This is a genomic window from Comamonas sp. 17RB, assembly GCF_030056555.1.
Taxonomy (GTDB): domain Bacteria; phylum Pseudomonadota; class Gammaproteobacteria; order Burkholderiales; family Burkholderiaceae_C; genus Comamonas; species Comamonas terrigena.
This window is the reverse complement of sequence record NZ_JASHHY010000011.1, coordinates 55,966-77,617: the sequence shown is the minus strand read 5'-3', so window position 1 is coordinate 77,617 and position 21,652 is coordinate 55,966. Positions and strand designations below refer to the sequence as shown.

The following is a 21,652-nucleotide window of genomic DNA, read 5'->3' as shown; positions in this document are numbered from 1 at the left end:
GCCACGCATCAATACACACTGCACCAGCAGCGTGCACACCTACGCACCACACGCGGGCTCAGGGACAACCCGCAGGCACCAAGTCTTCAGCCGCCTGTCAGCCTGGGGCAGACCCTGTGTCGCCTGGCGCAGACGGTTGCGGGTCCGTACCGGGTTCTGCCGCCTCCCGGGCCGCCGCATTCAGCGCGCGCAGCTGGGCCAGCTTGTCGCCGATCTTGATCTCCAGGCCGCGCGGCACGGGCTGGTACAGGCGCTGCTCGTCCATGCCATCGGGAAAATAGCGCTCGCCGGCGGCAAACGCGCCCTCCTCGTCGTGGGCGTAGCGGTAGCCCTTGCCCCAGTCCATGTCCTTCATCATCCGGGTCGGGGCGTTGCGCAGGTGCATGGGCACCGGACGGGTGCTGTCGCTTTTCACCAGCGCACGCATCTGGTTGTAGGCGTTGTAGCCGGCATTGCTCTTGGGGGCCACGGCCAGATAGAGCACGGCCTGGGCCAGCGCCAGCTCGCCCTCGGGGCTGCCCAGCCGCTCATAGGTCTGCGCCGCCTCATTGGTGATCTGCATGGCACGCGGATCGGCCAGGCCGATGTCTTCCCAGGCCATGCGGATCAGCCGCCGCGCCATGTAGCGCGGGTCCGCGCCGCCGTCGAGCATGCGCACCAGCCAGTACAGCGCCGCATCCGGGTCGGAGCCGCGCACCGACTTGTGCAGCGCACTGATGGTGTCGTAGAACTGCTCGCCCCCCTTGTCGTAGCGGCGCATGCGCTCGCCCAGCACCTGCAGCAGCCAGACATCGGTGATCACCTCCACCTTCGCCTGCTCGGCCGTGATGGACAGCGTCTCCAGCGTGTTCAGCAGGCGCCGCGCATCGCCGTCGGCATAGGCAATCAGGCGCTCCAGCGCATCGTCCTCGATAGGCGGCACGGCGCCCAGAGCCTGCGCCTTGGCCACGATGCGCTGCAAATCCTCGGCCGTCAGACTCTGCAGCACATAGACGGCCGCGCGCGACAGCAGGGCGGAGTTCACCTCGAACGAAGGGTTCTCGGTGGTGGCGCCGATGAAGGTGAACAGCCCGCTTTCCACATGCGGCAGGAAGGCATCCTGCTGGCTTTTGTTGAAGCGGTGCACCTCGTCCACGAACACGATGGTGCGCTGCTGCAGCAGGCTGTCCCGCGCCATCTGGGCTTTTTCCACGGCCTCGCGGATGTCCTTGACCCCGCCCAGCACGGCGCTGATGGAGATGAACTGGGCATCGAACGCATCGGCCATCAGCCGGGCAATGGTGGTCTTGCCCACCCCCGGGGGACCCCACAGGATGCAGCTGTGCGGCCGGCCGGATTCGAACGCCAGCCGCAGCGGCATGCCTTCGCCCAGCACCTGCTGCTGGCCCACCACCTCGCCCAGCGTATGCGGGCGCAGGCGCTCGGCCAGCGGCTGGTGGGCGGGCAGGGCCGCTGCGCCACCGGCGGCACCGACCGCAGGGGCGCCAAACAAATCAGTGGTTGTGGCAGGGTTACGGGGCATAGCCATATATCAGAAGTTCACATCAGGCAAAATAGGGTTTCAGCGGACACATGCTCTCCATTTGCGAGGTCACCCCTCACGCGGATGGAACAGCAGCGCCTTCTGGCCCGTCAGCCACAAGCTTAACGGCCCCTGCCCTGCCCGATTCGGTTGCCGCCTGCTGCCACCCAGTGCCTGGCAACGTGCAGCCTGCGACCGGCCTACCGCCGGCCAGTGCCAATGCACTCTACCGAATCCCCGCTTTCGTTTGGTTTGCAATGTTTTCAACGCATCCCCGGGCGCGCTTGCGCTGCCGGGGTGCAGGGCTTTTGGTATGACAACACTCAAGACGCGGGACCTGATGGCCCTCGGCTTCATGACGTTTGCGCTGTTTCTGGGCGCAGGCAACATCATCTTCCCCCCCATCGTCGGTCTGGCCGCAGGTGAACACCTGTGGAGCGCCGCCGCGGGCTTTCTGCTCACCGGCGTGGGCCTGCCGCTGGTCACCGTGGTGGCACTGGCCCGCGTGGGCGGCGGCCTGCAGACCATCACCGCCCCCATCGGCAAGGTGGCTGGCGTGCTGCTGGGCGCCGCCGTGTACCTGACCATCGGCCCGCTGTTTGCCACGCCGCGCACGGCCACCGTGTCGTTCGAGCTGGGCGTGGCGCCGTTCGTGGGCAACAGTCCCCTGGCGCTGGGGGCCTACACCGTGCTGTACTTTGGCCTGACCCTGCTGCTGGCCCTGTTCCCCGGCAAGCTGGTGGACACCATCGGCAAGCTGATCACCCCGGTGCTGATCCTGGCCCTGGTGGTGCTGGGGGGCGCCGCCTTCTTGCTGCCCGCCGGTACCTTGTCAGCCAGCCTGCCCGATTACCAGAGCAGCAGCCTGGCCCTGGGCCAGGGCTTTGTGCAGGGCTACCAGACCATGGACGCACTGGCCGCGCTGGTGTTCGGCATCGTCATCGTCAACGCCATCAAGGACAGCGGCATCACCGACACCCGCCTGCACACCCGCTACACCATCATTGCCGCCGTCATCGCGGCCACCGGCCTGGGCCTGGTCTATGTGTCGCTGATCTACCTGGGCGCCACCAGCGGCGGCCTGGTGCAAAGCGCCTCCACCGGCGTGCAGATCCTCACCACCTACGTGCAGCACACCTTTGGCGCCGCGGGCATGGTGCTGCTGGCTGTGGTGATTCTGCTGGCCTGCCTGACCACCGGCGTGGGCCTGGTCAGCGCCTGCGGCAGCTATTTCAGCCAGTTGCTGCCGTTTTCCTACCGCACGGTGGTGACTGCGCTGTGCGTGTTCAGCGCCGTGGTGGCCAACCAGGGCCTGGAACAGCTGATCGCCGTGGCTGTGCCGGTGCTGGTGACAGTCTACCCGGTGGCGATCGCCCTGGTGGCGCTGAGCCTGCTGTCGGGCTGCTGGAAGCATGCCCGCCGCGTCTACGCCCCGGTGATGGCCGTGGCCCTGCTGCTGGGCCTGCTGGACGGAGCCAAGGCCGTGGGTCTGATGGAGCTGCCCGCGTGGATCACCACCCTGCCCGGAGCTGCCATGGGCATGGCTTGGCTGACCCCGGTGCTGGCCATGCTGCTGCTGGCCGCCACCGCCGACCGTCTGCTGCCCGCCCGCAGCCACCCGGCACAGGCCTGAGCGGCTTTTCCGCCGCACCATGCCAAAGGGCGCACCTCTTGCGGGGTGCGCCCTTTTTGCTGGGAGTCTCTTTCAGCATGCCTGCAGGCTGCGGTGGACTGCATGGCAACCTTGCATGCAGCACGCCACTCAGCATGATCTTCTTCAGCTGGAACACAGATCAAAAGCGCGCGCTCACACCGAAATTTCAGGCGCAATGTTCGCGCGGTACACCTCCCGGCATACGCCGGCGTGGAACGCCGTTACTGCTTGAGCACGTCCGCCCCGGCCGGCGGGGTGAAGTGGAATGTGGATGCCGGCAGCGAAGGCAGCAGCTGCAACTGGCTGAAGCGGATCAGCGAACGCTGGCCAAAGCTGTCCACAATGTCCAGTGCCGCCAGCTTGCCGCCGGCAAAGCCCACGCGCACCTGGCGCAGCTGGTTGTCGCTGGAACGCGGTTCGGCCTGCACCCATTCCATGCCGTCGGCATCGGGGGCGTTGCCCAGGTTGAAATCCTTGCGCAGGCCATTCAGATCGGTGGCCGAGGCCAGGATGGCCGCCGGCGTGCTGGCCAGCGCCTGGCTTTGCGGACGCTGCGTGACCTGGTTCAGATCCTTGTCCAGCATCCACAGCGTCTTGCCATCGGCCACGATCACCTGCTCGAACGGCTTGATGTAGTGGAAGCTGAACTTCCCTGGGCGCTGGAACTGGAACTCGCCACTGCTGGTCTTGGTGCGGCCGGGCTGGCCGTCCCGCCCCGGGGAGGTGACCGTCTGGGTGAACTGAGCCTTGCCCGCCTGGGATTCCTTCATGAAGGATTCCAGGCTGCCCATGCCATCGGCCAGGGCCCACAGTGGCAGCACCGACAGTGCCAGGGCGGAAATCATCTTTCGCATGCGCGAACTCCTTGTCGCAATCTCAGGGGCGGCCAACGGCAGCCGCCCTCATTCGTCCCCACGGCCAGCCGGCACCAGCACTTCACGCTGGCCGCTGGATGTGAGGGAGCTGACCAGACCGGCCCGCTCCATCTGCTCCAGCAGATTGGCCGACCGGTTGTAGCCGATGCGCAGCTTGCGCTGCACATAGGAAATGCTGGCCTTGCGGTCTTTCAGCACAATCTCGACGGCCTGGTCGTACATGGGATCCTGCTCGCCATCGCCGCCACCTTCTCCGTCGCCCCCGCCGCCTTCATCGGACAGCGAAGACTCCAGCACCCCGTCGATGTAGTCGGGCTCGCCCTGCTCCTTCAGGTAGGAGACCACGCGGTGCACCTCATCGTCCGAGACGAACGCACCGTGCACGCGGATGGGCAGACCGGTACCGCTGGCCATGTAAAGCATGTCGCCCATACCCAGCAGCGACTCGGCGCCCATCTGGTCCAGCACGGTACGGCTGTCGATCTTGCTGGAGACCTGGAAAGCGATACGCGTCGGGATATTGGCCTTGATCAGGCCGGTGATCACGTCCACGCTGGGGCGCTGGGTGGCCAGAATCAGGTGGATGCCGGCGGCACGTGCCTTTTGCGCCAGGCGGGCAATCAACTCTTCGATCTTCTTGCCCACCACCATCATCAGGTCGGCCAGTTCGTCGATCACGATGACGATGTGCGGCAGGCGCTGCAAGGGCTCGGGCGATTCCGGCGTCAGACTGAACGGGTTGCCAATGATCTCGCCCTTGCTCTTGGCGTCATCGATCTTGGTGTTGTAGCCTGCCAGATTACGCACCCCCAGCTTGGACATCAGCTTGTAGCGGCGCTCCATCTCGGCCACGCACCAGTTCAGGCCGTTGGCCGCCATCTTCATGTCGGTCACCACCGGGCACAGCAGGTGGGGAATGCCTTCGTAGACCGACATTTCCAGCATCTTGGGGTCGATCATCAACAGGCGCACGTCCTTGGCCTCGGCCTTGTAGACCAGGGACAGGATCATGGCGTTGATACCCACCGACTTGCCCGAGCCGGTAGTACCGGCCACCAGCACATGGGGCATCTTGGCCAGGTCGGCCACCACAGGCTTGCCTTCGATGTCCTTGCCCAGGCCCATGGTCAGCAGGCTCTTGGCGTCGTGGTAGACCTGCGAGCCCAGCACTTCCGACAGCCGGATCGACTGGCGCCGCGCATTGGGCAGCTCCAGCGCCATGTAGTTCTTGCCCGGAATGGTTTCGATCACCCGCACCGACACCAGCGACAGCGAGCGCGCCAGATCCTTGGCCAGGTTCACCACCTGCGAACCCTTCACGCCGGTGGCGGGCTCGATCTCGTAGCGCGTGACCACCGGGCCGGGCGTGGCCTGCACCACATGCACTTCCACGCCGAAGTCCTTGAGCTTTTTCTCGATCAGGCGGCTGGTCATCTCCAGCGTGTCGGCGGACACGGTTTCCTGCTTGGCCGGCGCGGCGTCCAGCAGGTCCACCTGCGGCAAGGCGCTGTCGGCCATCTCCTTGTCCTCGAACAAGGGTTTCTGGCGTTCCTTGATGACCCGCTCGCTGGGCACCACCGGCGGCGCTGCCGGGGTGTTGATCTGCACCGGCTTGGGCTGGTAGGCCTCTTCGGCGCCCAGGTGCACGTCGTCCAGCACGTCCCGGCGCTCCTGTGCGGCCTTGCGGCCGACCGCCACATCCTTGACCTTTTCGCGGTGCTGCTGGCCAATGCGCACCAGGGTGTCGATGCGCGCGCCCAGGGTCTCGGCCACCGTGCCCCACGAGAAGTGGAACACCAGTCCCAGACCCAGGATCATCAGCATGATGCCCAGCAGCCCGGAGCCGGTGAAGCCGAACCAGCCCACACCGGCCTTGCCCAGCAGATAGCCCATCACGCCGCCGGCATGGCCGGGCAGATGGGTTTCCAGCCGGTACAGGCGCGACCATTCCAGCGCCGTGCTGGCTGCCAGCAACAGCAGCAGCCCGCCCCAGAACGTGAGGTTGTCGCGCCAGGCATGGCCTTCCAGCGTTTCACCACGCATCCAGCGGCGCAGCGAACGGCCCCAGGCGAACACCGCCGCCAGTACCGCCCACCAGACGGAATAGCCAAAACCGAAGTACGAGGTATCGGCCAGCCAGGCCCCGAAACGCCCCGCCCAGTTGCGCACGACCACGCCGTTGGCCAGGCCGCTGGTGGACCAGGCCGCATCTTGGGGAGAGTAGGTGCACAGTGCCAGCAGCCAGAAGATCAGCGCCAGCAACGCCACCACCAGGCACACCTCGTGTCCGAAACGAACAATGCCCGCTTTGGGCGGGACTTTTGCAGACGCGGTGTTCAAGGCATTCAGTGAATAAGTCATACGCAAGGCGGGTAGCTTACCGCAGCGCTCCCGGCTCCCCCAGGGTTCCGGTCGCCGGGCAAATGCAAACAGTTGCAACAAAACTTGCACTGCATCAGGCAATGCATGCAGCAACAGCCCGATTCGGCACAGGGCTCTTGCGCTTTCTACAATGCTTGCTTGTTCCGGTCCAGCACCTTGGTAGTGGTGGACCCGGGTTCCAAGGGGCAGCGCCTGCGCGCGGCCCGCTGATTGATTGCGCACATGACCACTCCGACACACGCCCAAGTCCTGATTCTCGGTTCCGGCCCCGCCGGCTATACGGCCGCCGTCTACGCCGCCCGCGCCAACCTCAAGCCGCTGCTGGTGACCGGCATGGCCCAGGGCGGCCAGCTGATGACCACCACCGAAGTGGACAACTGGCCTGCCGACGTGATGGGTGTGCAAGGTCCCGAGCTGATGCAGCGTTTTCTGGAGCACGCCGAGCGCTTCAAGACCCAGATCGTGTTCGACCACATCAGCAAGGTCGATTTCAGCAAGCGCCCCTTCACCCTGACCGGCGACAGCGGCACCTACACCTGCGACAGCCTGATCATCGCCACCGGCGCCTCCGCCAAGTACCTGGGCCTGCCCTCGGAAGAGGCTTTCATGGGCCGCGGCGTGTCGGCCTGCGCCACCTGCGACGGTTTCTTCTACCGTGAGCAGCCCGTGTGCGTGATCGGCGGCGGCAACACCGCCGTGGAAGAAGCGCTGTACCTGTCCAACATCGCCAGCAAGGTCACCCTGGTGCACCGCCGCGACAAGTTCAAGGCCGAGCCCATTCTGGTGGACAAGCTGATGGACAAGGTCAAGGAAGGCAAGATCGAGCTCAAGACCCACTTCACCCTGGATGAAGTGCTGGGCGACCAGTCGGGCGTGAACGGCATCCGCATCAAGAGCACGACGGACGGCCACACCGAAGACATCGCCCTGCAAGGCGCCTTCATTGCCATTGGCCACCACCCCAACACCGACATCTTCCAGGGCCAGCTGGAAATGGAAAACGGCTACATCGTCACCCAGGGCGGCCTCAAAGGCTTTGCCACCCAGACCAGCGTGCCCGGCGTGTTTGCCGCTGGCGACTGCCAGGACCATGTGTACCGCCAGGCCATCACCAGCGCCGGCACCGGCTGCATGGCGGCCCTGGACGCCCAGCGTTTCCTGGAACAGGAATAAGCCCTCCCAGGGAGGCGCAGTGTCCGCGCCTCCCGCTCCGGATCGTTTTCACAGCCCCGCATCCAGCCCGCGCCAGCCGGCTCGAAAGCCGCACCGCCCTGGCCCGGGCCCTGCACGGTGAGCGCCCCGCCGCGCTGGAGTCCTCCTTCGACGGCACGGCCAGCGGGGTGCAGGTGCAGCGTCTCCCCGGGGGATTCCAGGCCGCGCCCCAGGGCTTTTCCAGTTCCTGGCTATAATCCCTGGCTTTGCTGGATATGGGACTTCTGTAACTACAGACTGGGACATGGATAGCAAACGGGTTACCGCCACCCATTACAAACTGGCGAGGTGAGGTTGTCGGCACAACCTGCAGTTGCAGGACCTCAGAGCCGGCAGCCGATTCAACTATCGGAGTGTCCCAATGGCACGCGTATGTGAAGTTACGGGCAAGAAGCCCATGGTGGGCAACAACGTTTCCCACGCCAACAACAAGACCAAGCGTCGTTTCCTGCCCAACCTGCAGTACCGTCGTTTCTGGGTGGAAACCGAGAACCGTTGGGTGCGTCTGCGCGTCTCCAGCGCTGCTCTGCGCCTGATCGACAAGAACGGTATCGACTCCGTGCTCGCAGACATGCGCGCCCGTGGCCAAGCTTAATTTCCTGAAGGAGAAACACCATGGCTGCTAAAGGCGGACGCGACAAGATCAAGCTGGCATCTACGGCTGGCACCGGTCACTTCTACACCACCACCAAGAACAAGAAGACGATGCCTGAAAAGATGTCGATCATGAAGTTCGACCCCAAGGCTCGCAAGCACGTCGAGTACAAGGAAACCAAGCTGAAGTAAGTGTCGCTGGGACCACAGGAACAGCTCTTGGGCTTTTCTCGAGGTCACACCACCACATCAGCAAAAAAGGACACTTCGGTGTCCTTTTTTTTGTGCCAACCATTCCCGGCTGGGTAGCTTTCAGGTGCCGGGCGGGCCTGGGCCCTCCCACGCAGGGATCGCACAGGTTCCGGACCTGTTGCGTGGGCCTGATGGCCAGCCGTCGTGCCCTTTTCCAGGTGAACCCCGGACGCCGCAGCCCCTGCCACCCGGAACACCTGCGCCGGCATCCGGCGTTTACAAGCTCGTTACAATCCCGGCTCTCTCCTCCCCAGCAACAGGTCTGTCGCAACGATCTCAGCCAAGCCAGGAGTTCTCTTTTGTCATCCGGCTGAGGTGTCCCTGTGCCCGAGCGCTACTACAGAGAACTGCTGCGGTATTTCACACGCAGCGCAGGCGACCGTGATGTGGCCGCCGACTTGGTGCAAAGCACCTACACCCGCATCTATGCCTTGCAACGCGCAGGCGGAACGGTGCGAGATGCCCGTGCCCTGCTGTACCAGACGGCACGCAACCTGGCGGCCAGCGGTGCGACCCGGCGGCAGGCCGAGCAGCGGGTACTGGATGCGTTGCGCCTGGTCGCGCCCACAAGTGCGCCTTCCGCCGAAAGCACGGCCATGGCCCGCGAGCATCTGAACCTGTTTCTCCAACGGCTGGAAGCCATGCCACGCAAACGGCGCGATGTGTTCATCCTGGTACGCATCTATGGCTACAGCTACCGCGAAGCCGGCGAACATCTCGGCATGACCGAAACGAATATCGAACGCCACGTCATGCGGGGCATCCTGGACTGCGCGGCCCATGCGCCCTCACGCGCCTGACGATGGAAGCGAACCCACACCATGGCATCCTCTGAACCTCCTCGCAAACTGGTGGAAACCGCCTTGCTGCTGGTGGGCCGCACCCACCGGGGGGACCCGGCCTCGGCCATGGCGGCCGGGCAGGAGCTGGAGCGCTGGCGCACCGGCTCCCCGGAATGCCGCGCCGCGCTGGAGACAGCAGAGCACCTGTGGGCCAGCACCGACGGCAGCTTTCTGCAGTCGAGCGTTCCGGCACCGCAGCGCCATGATCCGCAGCGCGCCAGGCGCAACACGCTGGGGCTGCTGGGACTGGGGGGGCTGACAGCCATGCTGTGGGGAGGGGGACGTTGGTACTGGCAACAGCCTGTCTTCGAACTGGCGCTGCACACCGAACATGCACAGCAACGTGACATGCCGCTACCCGATGGCTCGGAAGTCAGCCTCGCGCCGCACACCCGTGCGCGCATCGTGATGTACCGCGACCGGCGCGAGGTCCAGCTGGAAAAAGGCGAAATGCGATTCCGTGTAGCCCAGGACGTGGACCGCCCCTTCACGGTGGCCACCGCATGGGGCTACGTGCGCGTGCTGGGCACGGTGTTCAGCGTCAGCGCCCGCACCGGCCAGATGCGCGTGGAGGTGGCCGAAGGCCGGGTCGCCGTGTGGCCAGCCGACCGGGCGGGGACCCCGACCGAAATGGGCCCCGCCCCCATCACGCTGACGGCAGGAGAGGCCGTGGAAGCAGACCAGAGCGGTCTGGGACCGCGCGCGCAGGTGCCAGCCGACAGCGTGGCCGCCTGGCGCAATGGTTGGCTGGTCTTCAACAACACCCCGCTGGACCAGGTCCTGGACCAATGGAACGACTACCTGTCACGCCCATTGCGCTTGGGCAGCCACCCGCGCCTGCGGCAGCTGCGGCTGTCGGGAAGCTTTCCGTTGCGCCAGCCACAGGCCTTTCTGGCAGGGTTGCCCGACATGCTGCCGGTGCGCTTGCAGCACAACGCTGCGGGCGATATGACCGTGGAATTGCGTTGAGACAAGCGCGACCAGCCCCACGCCGCACTGTTACAAATTAGTCCCAGATTTTTTGTCAGGGTTGAAGGCTCTTGTTGGTCTTCTGCTGGAACCCCTCCAACGGAAGCACCTTCTCATGAACCGAAATCTCCAGACAGCACCCGCTGCACGTGCGTTTGCCCTGTCGCCGCTGGCGCATGCCGCCCTGGCCTGCGCAGCCACATTGGCCATGGTCGGCATCACGCCCGGCGCCCAGGCCCAGACACCCGGCAACGAGCAGCGAGTGCAGACGTCCGTCCCCGCCCAGTCGCTGGCACAGACACTCCATGCCCTCTCCCGGCAGACCGGCATTGCCATTGGCGCCGATGCCGCGCTGCTGCAGGGTAAGTCCGCACCGGAGATTCCTGGCGGCCTCAGCCTGCAGCAGGCCATGGACCGCGCCCTGGCCGGCAGCGGCCTGGTGGCGGTGCGCAGCGGACCGACCACCATCTCCATCCGCCCTCAGCCACCTGCAGGCCAGGGCATGTCGGCACTGCCCGCGGTGACAGTCACCGCCGCCATGGACGCGGAAACAGCGATCGGCCCCCTGTCGGGCTATGTGGCGCGGCGCGCCACGGCAGGCAGCAAGACGGATACCGCCATCATTGACACTCCGCAGTCAGTGTCGGTGGTGACCAGCGATGAGCTGCGCAGCCGCCAGGCCGAGACCCTGTCCCAGGCGCTGAACTACACCCCGGGCTTCACCAGCCAGCCCACCAGTTTCAACCGCACGGCCGACCGTTTTCGCATCCGCGGCATCGATGTGGAGTCGGCCAACAGCGGCTCCATGCGTGACGGACTGCGGCTGCAAAGCAATTCCTACGATGGCATCCAGGAGCCCTATGGACTGGAACGTGTGGAAGTGCTGCGCGGTGCCGCTTCGGTGCTGTATGGACAGCTGTCCCCCGGTGGCGTGGTCAACGCCGTCAGCAAACGCCCCACGTCCGAGCCCATCCGCGAGCTGGGCCTGCAACTGGGCAACCACGACCGCCGCCAGCTCACGGCAGACTTCAGCGGCCCCGTGCCCGGCAGCGACACGCTGGACTACCGGCTGACCATGCTGGGGCGCGACAGCAACACGGCAGATCGCTACATTCCGGACGACAAGCTGTACATTGCGCCCGCCCTCACCTGGCGACCCAGCGCCGATACCTCGCTCACCCTGCTGTCCTTCTACCAGAAGACCGACACCCGCTTCTCTGCCCCCCTGCCCTACCAGCTGGTCGAAGGCGTAGGCAGCGGCCCCTACACCATCGGCCGTGGCGACTTCATTGGCGAGCCGAACTACGACAAGATGAAAGGGGAGATGTTCACGCTGGGCTATGAACTCAAGCACGCGCTGAACGCCAGCACGCGCCTGCACCACAGCCTGCGTTACTTCGAATCCAAGGTGACCTGGAACTACCTGCAGGCACAGACCGGCGCGGCGGCCATTGCCGCCGCAGCCTCCACAGGGGTGCTGCGTCGCCAGTACAGCGACCGGCAGGAACATGCCAAGGGACTGGCCTCCGACACCCGGGTGGAATGGAACGGCAAGCTGCTGGGGGCAGAGCACACGCTGCTGGCAGGTCTGGACGTCTACCGCATGGACTATGACTCGCAGAACTTCCGCGCCAACACTGCTTCGCTGAATCTCGGCAGCTACCAGTATGGCCAGCCGGTGGTGGTCAATCGCGATCCGGCGCTGAACCGCGGCTCGCGCCTGAAGACCACGCAAACCGGCCTGTACGTGCAAGACCAGCTCCACCTGGGAGACCGCTGGACCATCCTGGGCGGCCTGCGCCGCGATTGGGCACAGCAGGACCAGACCGCACACCGGGACGGCAGCAATGCCGTGCAGAAGGACGAGGCCACCACCTGGCGGACTGGCGTGGTCTACAAGGCGTCCAACGGACTGGCTCCGTACCTGAGCTACAGCGAATCCTTCTTCCCGGTTTCGGTGTCCGAAGTGTCCGGCCAGACCTTCCGGCCCACCAAGGGCAAGCAGTACGAGGCAGGGGTGCGCTACCAGCCCGATGGCAGCCGCATGCTGCTGAGCGCTGCCGTGTACGAGCTGGTGCAGGACAACGTGCTGAAGTTCGATGCGGGGCAGAACACCTACCGCCAGACAGGGCAGGTGCGCGCACGCGGCTTCGAGCTTGAAGCCAAGGCTGAAGTCTCGCGCGCGCTCAGCGTGATCGCATCGTATGCCTACACCGATGCACGGATCACCCGCAGCACCATCGCCAGCGAAATCGGCCAGCGCAGCGAGGACACGCCCTACCACCAGGCCGCGATCTGGGCGGACTACAACTTCGCAGCCTGGGGCATGCCACAGCTGCGCCTGGCCGCGGGGGCCCGCTACAAGGGTACCACCCAAGCCTCGGGCATCGCCACACCCATGCCGGCCTATACGCTCATCGACGCCATGCTGGGCTACCGCATTGACGCCCATTGGGACTTCAGCCTTAACGTCAGCAACCTCGCCAACAAGAAATTCACCTACTGCGAGTTCGCCATCTGCCGCTACGGCGATGCGCGCCAGGCCAGTGCCAATCTGACCTACCGCTGGTGATGCCGCGGCACAACGCATCGCTGCGGGGCTGGCTGGTCATCGCCCACCGCCTCGCCGGCCTGGCGCTGGCGGCTTTCCTGGTGGTGGCTGGGTTGACCGGTAGCCTCCTGGTGTGGAACACAGAGCTGGATGCGGCGTTAAACCCGCACTGGCTTCGGACCACGGGCTCCAACGCCAGCGCCCAACCCATGGACGCGCTGGCGTTGCGCGACGTGGTCCAGGCACACCATCCCCATGCCTTGGCCGTGCGTGTACCCCTGGCGCAGGAGCCCGGCCATGCCATGGTGTTTCTGCTGCGCCCGCTGCCGGGCAAGCCACCGTTGGAGAACGACCAGGTCTTCGTTGACCCCTACAGCGGCCGCATCCTGGGCGAGCGGCGCTGGGGAGACATCACCCAGACTTGGCGCAACCTGATGCCTTTTCTTTATCGCCTGCATTACTCGCTGGCCCTGGGGGCGGTCGGGACCTGGCTGCTGGGCGTAGTGTCGCTGCTGTGGATGGTCGATAGCGTGGTGGGCTTTTGCCTGACGCTGCCGGCAAGCGCGAAGAACGCCCAACGCCCCTGGCTGGGGCGCTGGGCCCGCGCCTGGAAGCTGGACATGCACAGCCGCTGGCGCGCCACCTTCGACCTGCACCGTGCCGGTGGCCTGTGGCTGTGGCCTGCCCTGTTCGTTCTGGCATGGAGCAGCTTCGCCCTCAACCTGCCGCAATGGCACGACCCCATGGTGCGGGCCTTCAGCACGCAGCAACCAGGTACGGCCGATCTGCCCCGGCGCGCCAAGCCGCTGTGGCAGCCCGCGCTCGGCTGGCAAACTGCCCACCTGCGGGCACGCGAGCTCATGCAGGAACAAGCGGCGCTGCGCGGCTTCGCGGTGCTGGCAGAAAGCTCTCTGGCCTACGACCCGTCGCGAGGGCTGTACCGCTACGACGTGCGCAGCAGCCTGGACATCAAGGACCAGGGCGGCAGCACCCGGCTGTTTCTGGACGGCGACAGCGGCACTCTGGTCGCCACCTGGTTCCCGACCGGAGCGGCAAGGGGCGATACCTTCATCACCTGGATGAGCAATCTGCACATGGCCTCGGTGGGAGGGCTGGCCTACCGGGTGGCGATCACCCTGGCCGGCGCGGGCGTCGCAGTTCTCAGCGTCACCGGCGTGCTGATCTGGCTGCGCAAGCGGCGCGCGCGGCACAAGCACTGACATCCGCCACCCCTCATGCCAGGCCTTGCCACCTGGCACTAGGCCTGGGTATAGGCGGTTTTCACCGAAGTGAAGAACTCCGCTGCGTACCGGCCCTGCTCACGCGGGCCGTAGCTGGAGCCTTTGCGGCCGCCAAAAGGCACGTGGTAGTCCACGCCTGCGGTGGGCAGGTTCACCATCACCATACCCGCCTGGGCGTGGCGCTTGAAATGGGTGGCGTGCTTGAGTGACTGGGTGGCAATGCCTGCTGCCAGACCGAAAGGCGTGTCATTGGCCAGCGCCAGGGCTTGCTCGTAGTTGGTGGCCCGCAGCACGCTGACCACCGGACCGAAGACCTCTTCGCGGTTGATGCGCATGGCTGCATCCGTATCCGCAATCAAGGCCGGACGCATGTAAAAGCCGGGCTGACCATCCTTGCTGAACGCCATGGCCTCGCCGCCACACACAACACGCCCTCCCTCTTCCCGGGCCATCGCCACGTATTCCAGGTTCTGGCGCAATTGGGACTGGTCCACCACCGGGCCGATATCCGTGCCGACCTTGCGCGCATCATCGATGGTGAGGGTCTGCATGCGCTGCGCCATGGCGGCAACAAAGCGATCGTGGATGCCGTCGGTCACGATCAGCCGCGAGGATGCGGTGCAGCGCTGGCCGGTCGAGAAGAAGCCGCTGTTGATGGCGCAGTTCACCGCCACATCCAGGTCGGCATCGTCCAGCACGATCATCGGGTTCTTGCCCCCCATTTCCAGCTGGAACTTGGCCATGCGGGCCACGCAGGATGCCGCCACCCGGTGGCCGGTGGCGACAGAACCCGTAAACGAAATCGCCGTGACGCGGGTGTCGTCCAGCAAGGTGGCGCCCACCTCCGAGCCCCGCCCCATCACCAGATTGAAAACGCCCGCCGGCAATCCGGCGCGGGAGAGGATTTCTGCCAGCGCCCATGCCGAGCCCGGCACCAGGTCGGCGGGCTTGAATACCACGCAATTGCCATAGGCCAGTGCCGGGGCGATTTTCCAGGCAGGGATGGCCATGGGGAAGTTCCAAGGGGTGATGATGCCAATCACGCCCAGAGGCTCGCGCGATATTTCCACCCCCACGCCGGCACGCACGGAAGGCACCAGCTCTCCTGTCGGGCGCAGGGCCTCACCCGCAAAGAATTTAAAGATATGGCCCGCGCGGGTCACTTCGCCCATCGCCTCGGGCAGGGTCTTGCCTTCCTCCCGCGCCAGCAGATCCCCCAGTTCCTGGCGTCGCGCCAGTATTTCCGTGCCGACGGCATCCAGAATGTCAAAGCGTTGCTGGGGGGTCGACAGGCTCCAGCCCGCAAATGCCGCCTGCGCTGCCGCAATGGCATGCTGTGCCTGGGCCACGTCGGCTTGCGCATATTCCCCCACCAGATCGCGCGTATCCGAGGGGTTGATATTGCGCGACACACGCTGGCCTTCCAGCCAGTCTCCACCGATGAAATTCTTGAACATCGCTCCCACTCTTTGCTTGTGATTGGCCTGCCAACCCTTCGGCAGGTACCGTCATCAGAATAGAGAGCCGCCTGCTTCTTGCCCCTACACAAAAAAATCAAACGCTGGCATTTTTTCAAGTCCTAGTGGCGCTGGATGCGCGCCTTGGCAATGACATCGGCCCACTTCCGGGTGTCGGCCTGCATGCGCTGCGCCATCTGTTCCGGGGTACTGGCCTGCGCGACAAAGCCCAGATCCAGCAGCTCCCGCTGCAGCCCGGGATCGGCCACTGCCTTGGCGATGGCGGAGTGAATGCGCTGCACCACCTGCGGCTGCGTGGCTGCAGGCACCGAGATACCGTTCCAGGAAGCCGCCTCGAACCCGGGCAGGCCGCTTTCGGAAACCGTGGGTACATCGGGCAACCGGGCAAAGCGCTTCAGCGCGGTGACCGCCAGCGGGTGGATGGTCCTGTTCTGGACCGGCCCCAGCACCGCGGGCAGCATCTCCAGTGCCACCTGCACGTCCCCCGCACGTACGGCACTGACCAGGTCGCCCGTGGTCTTGTACGGAACAATCAGCACATCCACCCCGGCCATGGACCGGAACAGCTCCCCCGCCAGATTCTGGGTGCTGCCCACCCGGGCCGTGCCCAGCGCCAGCTGGCCAGGGTGTGCCTTGGCAAAGGCGATCACATCCGCCACGGTCCGGAATTTCTGCTGCCTGCCCGCCACCAGCACCAGATCGAACGAGGACAAGGTGGAGATGTGTCTGAAGTCTTTCGCCAGGTCATAGGGAAGCCTGTTGAACAAGGCCGACGTCAATGCGGTCCCGCTACCGGCCATCAGCAAGGTGTGTCCGTCCGGCTTGGCACTGGCCACCAGGGCGGCAGACGCCACGGGCACGGGCCTGTTTTCAATCACGACCGGCCGGCCCAGGTCTTCACCCATCTTCCTGGCCACCAACCTGGCCACGATGTCCCCCGCACCACCGGGCGCAAAGGCCACCACCAGCTGGATGGGCTTGCTGGGATAGGCCTGCCCCAGTGCGGCCGCACACCAGAACGCAGCCATGGCTGCGCCGGCGCACAGAACTTTTCGTCTTGTGTGCATCACGATATTTCCCGAAAGAATGAACGGAACGACCGGGCTATGTCAGCAGTGCCGGCAACCTGAAAGTGGCGACCGATGCCACCAGGGTGGCCGCCTGGGATCGCAGGGAATCCGAGGTTTGTTCGCTGGTCTGCACGATCGCGGCATTGCTGCTGCTGACCTGGTCCACCTGCGCCAGCATCTGCATGACCTGCTTCAGACCATCGCTTTGTGCGACGCTGGCAGCACTGATCTGCGCCACCAGCCGCGACACCTGCTCGATCGCACCCATGATCTCCTCCATGGTCCGCCCCGCCTGCTGCACCTGCTCGCTGCCTTGCGCGATGCGGTGAACGCTGTCGTCGATCAGGCCCTTGATCTCCTTGGCTGCCCCGGCGCTTCGCTGCGCCAGCGCCCGCACTTCCGCTGCGACCACGGCAAAGCCTCGGCCCTGCTCTCCGGCCCGTGCTGCCTCGACGGCCGCATTCAGCGCCAGCAGATTGGTCTGGAACGCGATCCCGTCGATCACCGAAATGATCTCGGCAATTTGCCCGGAGCTGCTGTGGATGCCCTGCATGGCCTGCACCACCTGGGTGACCGCCACCCCGCCCGCACTGGCCACCGAAGAGGCTTGCTGCGCCAGACCGCTCACCTGCAAGGCACTGCTGGAGTTTTCCTGGGCCGCCTTGCCCAACTGGTGCAGTCCCGCGCTGGCCACCTGCAGCACCTGCACCTGCTGGCCTGTGCACACGCTCATTTCCTGATTGCCCAGGACGATCACCCCGGCAGCATCGGCGACCGCACACGAATGCTCCCGCACTTCGGAGACCACCTTGACCAGGGCATGCTGCATGGAGGCCAGCGCCGCCAGCAACAGCGAGAACTCGTCGCGCTCGCGGTCGACGATGTGCGCGGTCAGCTCCCCACGGCTGACCTGCTCGGCCACGGCACACGAGGCCTGTATACGCCGCTTCAGCACCTTGGCCACATGCCAGGACAACAGCGCCAGCCCGGCAATCGCCGCCATCACCAGCCCTCCCAGAATCAGCAAGGTGGTGTGGATCTCGTCTGCCGCTACCTCCAGCTCGGACCGCAGCGCCTCCCCCTGGCTTTTGACCGCATCGCGCAGCGCGTTGAGCAGCTCGGTGCGTGCAGGGACCGTCTTGTCCACCAGAAAGGCAAAGGCGTCGTCCTTGCGCCCCTGCTCGACCAGCGTCAGGTCCTGCTCGGCCACCGCGAAGAAGGTGTCCATCAGCCGCACTATGGACGTGAAGCTGCCTTGCTCCGCGGCATCCACCAGGCTGCCTTCATAAGCCTTCAGGGTTTGGTAGACCTGCCCGCGCTTTTCGCGAATGCCTGCCACCGCGCGCTCCAGCTCCTGCGCATTGCGCGCCAGCATGCTGTGCCTCAACAGCAGCAGCACGCGGGTCACCTCCAGTTCAATCGCGGACACCCGTTTGAGCTGCACCACCCGCACCGCCTCGGTACGTTGCACCAGATCTGCAACATGCCCGAGACTGAACCAGGTGAAGGCACCGGCACCCAGAAGTGCCAGTGCCAGACCCAACGACGCTCCATAGAGTCTTTGCGCGATGCCCATGGCGTTCAGTTGGCTCCGGGCGGTACATACTGGGGCGTCGAATCTTCCCAGATGTTGTCGGTCAACTGCCGCTTGTTGCTGCCATCGGCATCCATCACGAACAACTGGCCGTAAGGCTGGAAGGTGTTGTCGTAATGGCATGCCTCATCGCGGTAGCCGCCCTGCGCACCGTTCCACAGGATCTGCTTGCCTCCGTTGGTCCACACCGCATGCCCATCGCTGGATTCGTGGGTGGTGAGCCGTTGCAGATGGGTGCCGTCCGGGTGCACGGTGAAGATGTCGAAGTTCGACCACTTGGTACCCGGAATCTTCACGCCACGGGTGAACATGATGCGGCTGCCGTCCGGTGACCACAGCGGCAGATTGTCGTAGCCCCGGGCGATCACGCGCACCTTGCGCGACTCCAGATTCAGCACGGCAATGCCGCCCAGCGATGCGCTGTTGGGGTCCTCCTCCGCAATCCGGAAAGCGATTTCCTTGCCGTCGGCGGAATAGCTGGGGAAGCCGGCGTTGAAGATGCTCTCGTCCGTCAACTGCTCCAGACCGGTGCCATCGCGCCGCACCCGCATCAGCTTGGCACGCCCCTTGCCGCGCTGGGTGAACCACTGCCCCACACCGAACACCACCCACTCGCCATCGGGCGACCAGACCGGATAAAAAGCGCCAGCCAGACCGCGCTTGACCAGGGTGGGGTCGAGGCCACTCGACTTGCTCACGTCGTAGATGCGCCGGCGCTGGCTGCCGTCCGCACGCATGATGTCCACCGACGAGTCATCGCCCTTGGCCGTCAGTGCCATCCACCCGTCCCGGGAGAAGGCGGGCCAGACGTCGGTGTACCGGTAGTCACGGCTGGCGTCCCAGCTGTACAGGGGCTGGTTCTGCTTCCAGCCGCGCCAGGTGAACTTCTCATACACCACCTGCTGGCCGTCGGGCGACCAGCTGGGCGTGCGCAGCCGGGCGATCTTCACCGCCGCCTTGCCTTGCACCGTGGAATACAGCCCTTCGCCTTCCCCGCCCTTGCGGCGGTAGGCAATCTCGTCCTGGCTCAGGTACTGCGGACTGATCTTGAAGCCGGGGCCGCTGGTGTGGACCTGGCGTTCGCCGCTGGCCACATCGACCGACACGATCTGTGAGTCGATCTTCGGCAGCAGATCGGGGCGCAGCACCCAGTACGTGTATTCGGACAAGGTTTCATAGAAGACGATGCGCTTGCCGTCGGGTGACCACTTCGGAGACCCCTGGCTGTACTCGGGGCGTGTGGCGACCTGGCGGAAGCCGGAGCCATCCGTCCGGATGATGTAGATGCTCAATGCCTGGGTATGCTCCCAGCCCGCGCCGTCATGGTGGCCTTTCCAGGAGGTATTGCGATCGGACGAGAAAGCAATCCACTGGCCGTCCGGCGACCAGCTGGGACGGAAGAAGCCGCTGGGACTCTTGTTCAGGTCCGCGGACTGGATGCCCGCCACCCCCGTCAGATTGCGCAGCGCCTTGGTCTTCAGGTCCATCACCCAGATATTGGCCAGAAAGCCATCGCGCGTGCTGACAAACGCCACCTGGCTGCCGTCCGGCGACAGGGACGCGGCATCTTCCACTGCCGGCGAGTCCGTCAGACGCTCCACCTGCGAGCCATCGGCACGGGCCCGGTAGAGGTTCGAATTCCCCAGCCCGTCGCGCTCCGAGGTGAACACAATCCACTGGCCATCGGCGGAGAATGAGGCGTTGTAGTCCAGGCTTGCGCTGTCGATCAGCGTGCGCTCATTCGAGCCATCGGCATTGGCAATGAAGATCTGCGATGCCGACGGGCCGATGCGGTTGAGCAGCAGCGGCGGCTCCGTGGTCTGCGCTGCCAGACCGGACAGCGGCGTGTGCAGCAGTGCCAATGCCGTCACCGAAGCGCCTCCCAGGAATTTTCTACGATCCATCTTGTCTCCTCTTTTTTGAAGTTATGCCGACCTGCACCCGGTGCACAGTCAGTTCGCGAACAGGACACTGACCGGCGCGGGTGTGTCCACGGATTGCCCCATGTCGGTCAACAGCCCCGAAGTGCTGTCGATACCGAGCAAGCGAAGCTGGTTGCTGCGGTAGTTCGCCACCAGCAGCCAGCGGCCGGAGGCGTGGATATCAAAAGCCCAGGGGGCATCGCCACCGCTCGGCAGGGTCTGCAACAGCGACAGCTGTCCGCTGTCCTGGTCCACCCGGTAGACCTCCAGGCTGTTCTCACCACGGTTGGCCACGTACAGGAACCGGCCATCCCGGCTCAGCGCCATTTCCGAGGCGCTGGTGGCATTGGCGGTACTGCCTGGAGCGGCAGAGCGGGACAGCTCCAGGCGCTGCACCTCGGCGAGCTGCACGGACTGAGGGTTCCAGCTCAGCACGGAAATGGCGGCATCCAGCTCCCCCAACACGTAGACATGGCGACCATCCCGGCCGAAGAGGGCCCGGCGCGGGCCGCTGCCCTCGGGTGCGCGCCAGGACACGGGCGCAGGCGATGCGGGTGGTGCGGCCAGCAGGCTGCGGCGGTTCCGATCAAATCCATAGACCCAGACACGGTCTGACCCCATGTCCGCCACCAGCACATGGCGCCCGGAAGGGTCGACCACCACGCCATGGGCATGGGCCGATGCCTGGCGCCGGTGCGGCCCTGAACCTGTCGCCGCCAAGGTCTGCGTGAGAGCTCCCAGACGGCCATCGGTCTGCAGCGGCACGCTGGACACCGAGCCGCTGCCAAAATTGGCCACCATGACCGTCTGAGAGGTCTCGTCCAGCCAGAGATGGGTGGGACCTGCTCCACCAGATCCGGCCTCCCCCCAGGGCGCCAGCGTTCCGCTGCGTTCATCCAGCACATAGGCCTGGACCAGGCCTTGCTTCTCCCCGCCCTCGACGGCTGCATACAGCACGGGCCGCTGTGGATGGCGCAGCAGCCAGCGGACCTTGCTGGCATCCGCAGCCAGTTGCACCGGCCCGATGAAACTGCCGGTGCAGGCATCAAAACGCACCGTGCGGATGCCCGATTCGCCCGAGCCCACCACCACCATGCCATCGGCCTGGCAGGCACTGGCAACGCCGGTATCCATCCAGCACAGCAGCTCCAGCAGTGCCAGCAGCGACAGGCGAAAAGCCATCGTGCGGGGCTTGAATTTCAGCTTCTTCATTCCGTGGCCCACTTCCATTCCTGCACGGTTCGGCAATACCTGCCCACACCGCACGTCAGCCCTTCTGCCATGTCTGCTCCTCGCCCTGCGTTTGCGGGCTGCACTTTATGTACTGTCCTGCTGCAAGCATAGGAGCCCGGCATTCCGCAGCCCCTACACGAAAGGCAGATTCACTGGCACTTTTGCGCAAACGGGCTTGACGCGCGTCAATTCAGTGGTAGCCATGCCTCCATGAAAAAGCCCCTGCTCATCGGAGCAGGGGCTTGCGGGCACCCGGGGAAC

Annotated in this window: 16 protein-coding genes; 8 read left to right on the top strand and 8 right to left on the bottom strand. The window is 65.3% G+C overall.

Annotated elements, in window-relative coordinates; all coding sequences use genetic code 11:
- Positions 1-97: 97 nt before the first annotated feature.
- Positions 98-1,522 (bottom strand): replication-associated recombination protein A, encoded by a 1,425-nt coding sequence (locus QM470_RS18985; RefSeq protein WP_283340353.1) that lies wholly within the window; start codon positions 1,520-1,522, stop codon positions 98-100.
- 313 nt (positions 1,523-1,835) lie between these two features.
- Between QM470_RS18985 and brnQ the strand changes: the two genes are divergently transcribed.
- Positions 1,836-3,155 carry a branched-chain amino acid transport system II carrier protein gene (gene brnQ / locus QM470_RS18980; RefSeq protein WP_283340352.1) on the top strand — a complete coding sequence of 440 codons (1,320 nt, stop codon included), beginning with the start codon at positions 1,836-1,838 and terminating at the stop codon, positions 3,153-3,155.
- A 242-nt stretch (positions 3,156-3,397) separates the two neighbouring features.
- Here brnQ and lolA read toward each other — a convergent pair whose 3' ends face one another.
- Positions 3,398-4,030: an outer membrane lipoprotein periplasmic chaperone LolA gene (gene lolA, locus QM470_RS18975; RefSeq protein WP_283340351.1), complete on the bottom strand. Its 633-nt coding sequence runs from the start codon at positions 4,028-4,030 to the stop codon at positions 3,398-3,400.
- A gap of 48 nt (positions 4,031-4,078) precedes the next feature.
- Positions 4,079-6,412, bottom strand: a complete 2,334-nt coding sequence (locus tag QM470_RS18970; protein ID WP_283340350.1) for a DNA translocase FtsK — start codon at positions 6,410-6,412, stop codon at positions 4,079-4,081.
- Positions 6,413-6,655: 243 nt separating this feature from the next.
- On the opposite strand from QM470_RS18970, the gene trxB reads away from it, so the two are divergent.
- The 7 genes from trxB to QM470_RS18935 all read left to right on the top strand — a co-directional run bounded on the left by trxB (position 6,656) and on the right by QM470_RS18935 (position 14,073).
- Positions 6,656-7,606, top strand: coding sequence for a thioredoxin-disulfide reductase (trxB, locus tag QM470_RS18965; RefSeq protein ID WP_066539713.1), 951 nt, complete (start codon positions 6,656-6,658; stop codon positions 7,604-7,606).
- A 400-nt stretch (positions 7,607-8,006) separates the two neighbouring features.
- Positions 8,007-8,240, top strand: coding sequence for a 50S ribosomal protein L28 (gene rpmB / locus QM470_RS18960; RefSeq protein WP_066539714.1), 234 nt, complete (start codon positions 8,007-8,009; stop codon positions 8,238-8,240).
- 20 nt (positions 8,241-8,260) lie between these two features.
- Positions 8,261-8,431, top strand: coding sequence for a 50S ribosomal protein L33 (gene rpmG / locus QM470_RS18955; protein WP_066539717.1), 171 nt, complete (start codon positions 8,261-8,263; stop codon positions 8,429-8,431).
- Between the two features lie 383 nt (positions 8,432-8,814).
- On the top strand, positions 8,815-9,291 hold the full coding sequence (locus QM470_RS18950) for an RNA polymerase sigma factor (protein WP_283340349.1): 477 nt from the start codon (positions 8,815-8,817) through the stop codon (positions 9,289-9,291).
- Between the two features lie 21 nt (positions 9,292-9,312).
- Positions 9,313-10,302, top strand: coding sequence for a FecR family protein (locus QM470_RS18945; protein ID WP_283340348.1), 990 nt, complete (start codon positions 9,313-9,315; stop codon positions 10,300-10,302).
- A gap of 115 nt (positions 10,303-10,417) precedes the next feature.
- Positions 10,418-12,874, top strand: coding sequence for a TonB-dependent siderophore receptor (locus QM470_RS18940; protein ID WP_283340347.1), 2,457 nt, complete (start codon positions 10,418-10,420; stop codon positions 12,872-12,874).
- Positions 12,874-14,073 carry a PepSY-associated TM helix domain-containing protein gene (locus tag QM470_RS18935; protein WP_283340346.1) on the top strand — a complete coding sequence of 400 codons (1,200 nt, stop codon included), beginning with the start codon at positions 12,874-12,876 and terminating at the stop codon, positions 14,071-14,073. Before QM470_RS18940 ends, QM470_RS18935 begins: the two co-directional genes overlap by 1 nt.
- 38 nt (positions 14,074-14,111) lie before the next feature.
- Here the strand turns inward: QM470_RS18935 and QM470_RS18930 are convergent, their stop codons facing one another.
- The 5 genes from QM470_RS18930 to QM470_RS18910 all read right to left on the bottom strand — a co-directional run bounded on the left by QM470_RS18930 (position 14,112) and on the right by QM470_RS18910 (position 21,370).
- The gene (locus QM470_RS18930; protein WP_283340345.1) at positions 14,112-15,551 is read right to left on the bottom strand and encodes an aldehyde dehydrogenase family protein; all 1,440 of its coding nucleotides are present in this window, start codon (positions 15,549-15,551) and stop codon (positions 14,112-14,114) included.
- A 122-nt stretch (positions 15,552-15,673) separates the two neighbouring features.
- On the bottom strand, positions 15,674-16,639 hold the full coding sequence (locus QM470_RS18925; RefSeq protein WP_283340344.1) for a tripartite tricarboxylate transporter substrate-binding protein: 966 nt from the start codon (positions 16,637-16,639) through the stop codon (positions 15,674-15,676).
- Positions 16,640-16,676: 37 nt separating this feature from the next.
- A complete protein-coding gene (locus QM470_RS18920; protein ID WP_283340343.1) occupies positions 16,677-18,218 on the bottom strand; it encodes a methyl-accepting chemotaxis protein in 1,542 nt (513 codons plus the stop codon).
- A gap of 5 nt (positions 18,219-18,223) precedes the next feature.
- On the bottom strand, positions 18,224-20,140 hold the full coding sequence (locus QM470_RS18915; RefSeq protein WP_283340342.1) for a hypothetical protein: 1,917 nt from the start codon (positions 20,138-20,140) through the stop codon (positions 18,224-18,226).
- 48 nt (positions 20,141-20,188) lie between these two features.
- A complete protein-coding gene (locus tag QM470_RS18910) occupies positions 20,189-21,370 on the bottom strand; it encodes a lactonase family protein (protein WP_283340341.1) in 1,182 nt (393 codons plus the stop codon).
- Positions 21,371-21,652: the final 282 nt, after the last annotated feature.

What these genes read in the sequence shown, in the direction of transcription:
- QM470_RS18985 (WP_283340353.1), bottom strand. Translation starts at nt 1,522, where the DNA reads ATGCCCCGTAACCCTGCCACAACCACTGATTTGTTTGGCGCCCCTGCG.
- brnQ (WP_283340352.1), top strand. Translation starts at nt 1,836, where the DNA reads ATGACAACACTCAAGACGCGGGACCTGATGGCCCTCGGCTTCATGACG.
- lolA (WP_283340351.1), bottom strand. Translation starts at nt 4,030, where the DNA reads ATGCGAAAGATGATTTCCGCCCTGGCACTGTCGGTGCTGCCACTGTGG.
- QM470_RS18970 (WP_283340350.1), bottom strand. Translation starts at nt 6,412, where the DNA reads ATGACTTATTCACTGAATGCCTTGAACACCGCGTCTGCAAAAGTCCCG.
- trxB (WP_066539713.1), top strand. Translation starts at nt 6,656, where the DNA reads ATGACCACTCCGACACACGCCCAAGTCCTGATTCTCGGTTCCGGCCCC.
- rpmB (WP_066539714.1), top strand. Translation starts at nt 8,007, where the DNA reads ATGGCACGCGTATGTGAAGTTACGGGCAAGAAGCCCATGGTGGGCAAC.
- rpmG (WP_066539717.1), top strand. Translation starts at nt 8,261, where the DNA reads ATGGCTGCTAAAGGCGGACGCGACAAGATCAAGCTGGCATCTACGGCT.
- QM470_RS18945 (WP_283340348.1), top strand. Translation starts at nt 9,313, where the DNA reads ATGGCATCCTCTGAACCTCCTCGCAAACTGGTGGAAACCGCCTTGCTG.
- QM470_RS18940 (WP_283340347.1), top strand. Translation starts at nt 10,418, where the DNA reads ATGAACCGAAATCTCCAGACAGCACCCGCTGCACGTGCGTTTGCCCTG.
- QM470_RS18935 (WP_283340346.1), top strand. Translation starts at nt 12,874, where the DNA reads ATGCCGCGGCACAACGCATCGCTGCGGGGCTGGCTGGTCATCGCCCAC.
- QM470_RS18930 (WP_283340345.1), bottom strand. Translation starts at nt 15,551, where the DNA reads ATGTTCAAGAATTTCATCGGTGGAGACTGGCTGGAAGGCCAGCGTGTG.
- QM470_RS18925 (WP_283340344.1), bottom strand. Translation starts at nt 16,639, where the DNA reads ATGCACACAAGACGAAAAGTTCTGTGCGCCGGCGCAGCCATGGCTGCG.
- QM470_RS18920 (WP_283340343.1), bottom strand. Translation starts at nt 18,218, where the DNA reads ATGGGCATCGCGCAAAGACTCTATGGAGCGTCGTTGGGTCTGGCACTG.
- QM470_RS18915 (WP_283340342.1), bottom strand. Translation starts at nt 20,140, where the DNA reads ATGGATCGTAGAAAATTCCTGGGAGGCGCTTCGGTGACGGCATTGGCA.
- QM470_RS18910 (WP_283340341.1), bottom strand. Translation starts at nt 21,370, where the DNA reads ATGAAGAAGCTGAAATTCAAGCCCCGCACGATGGCTTTTCGCCTGTCG.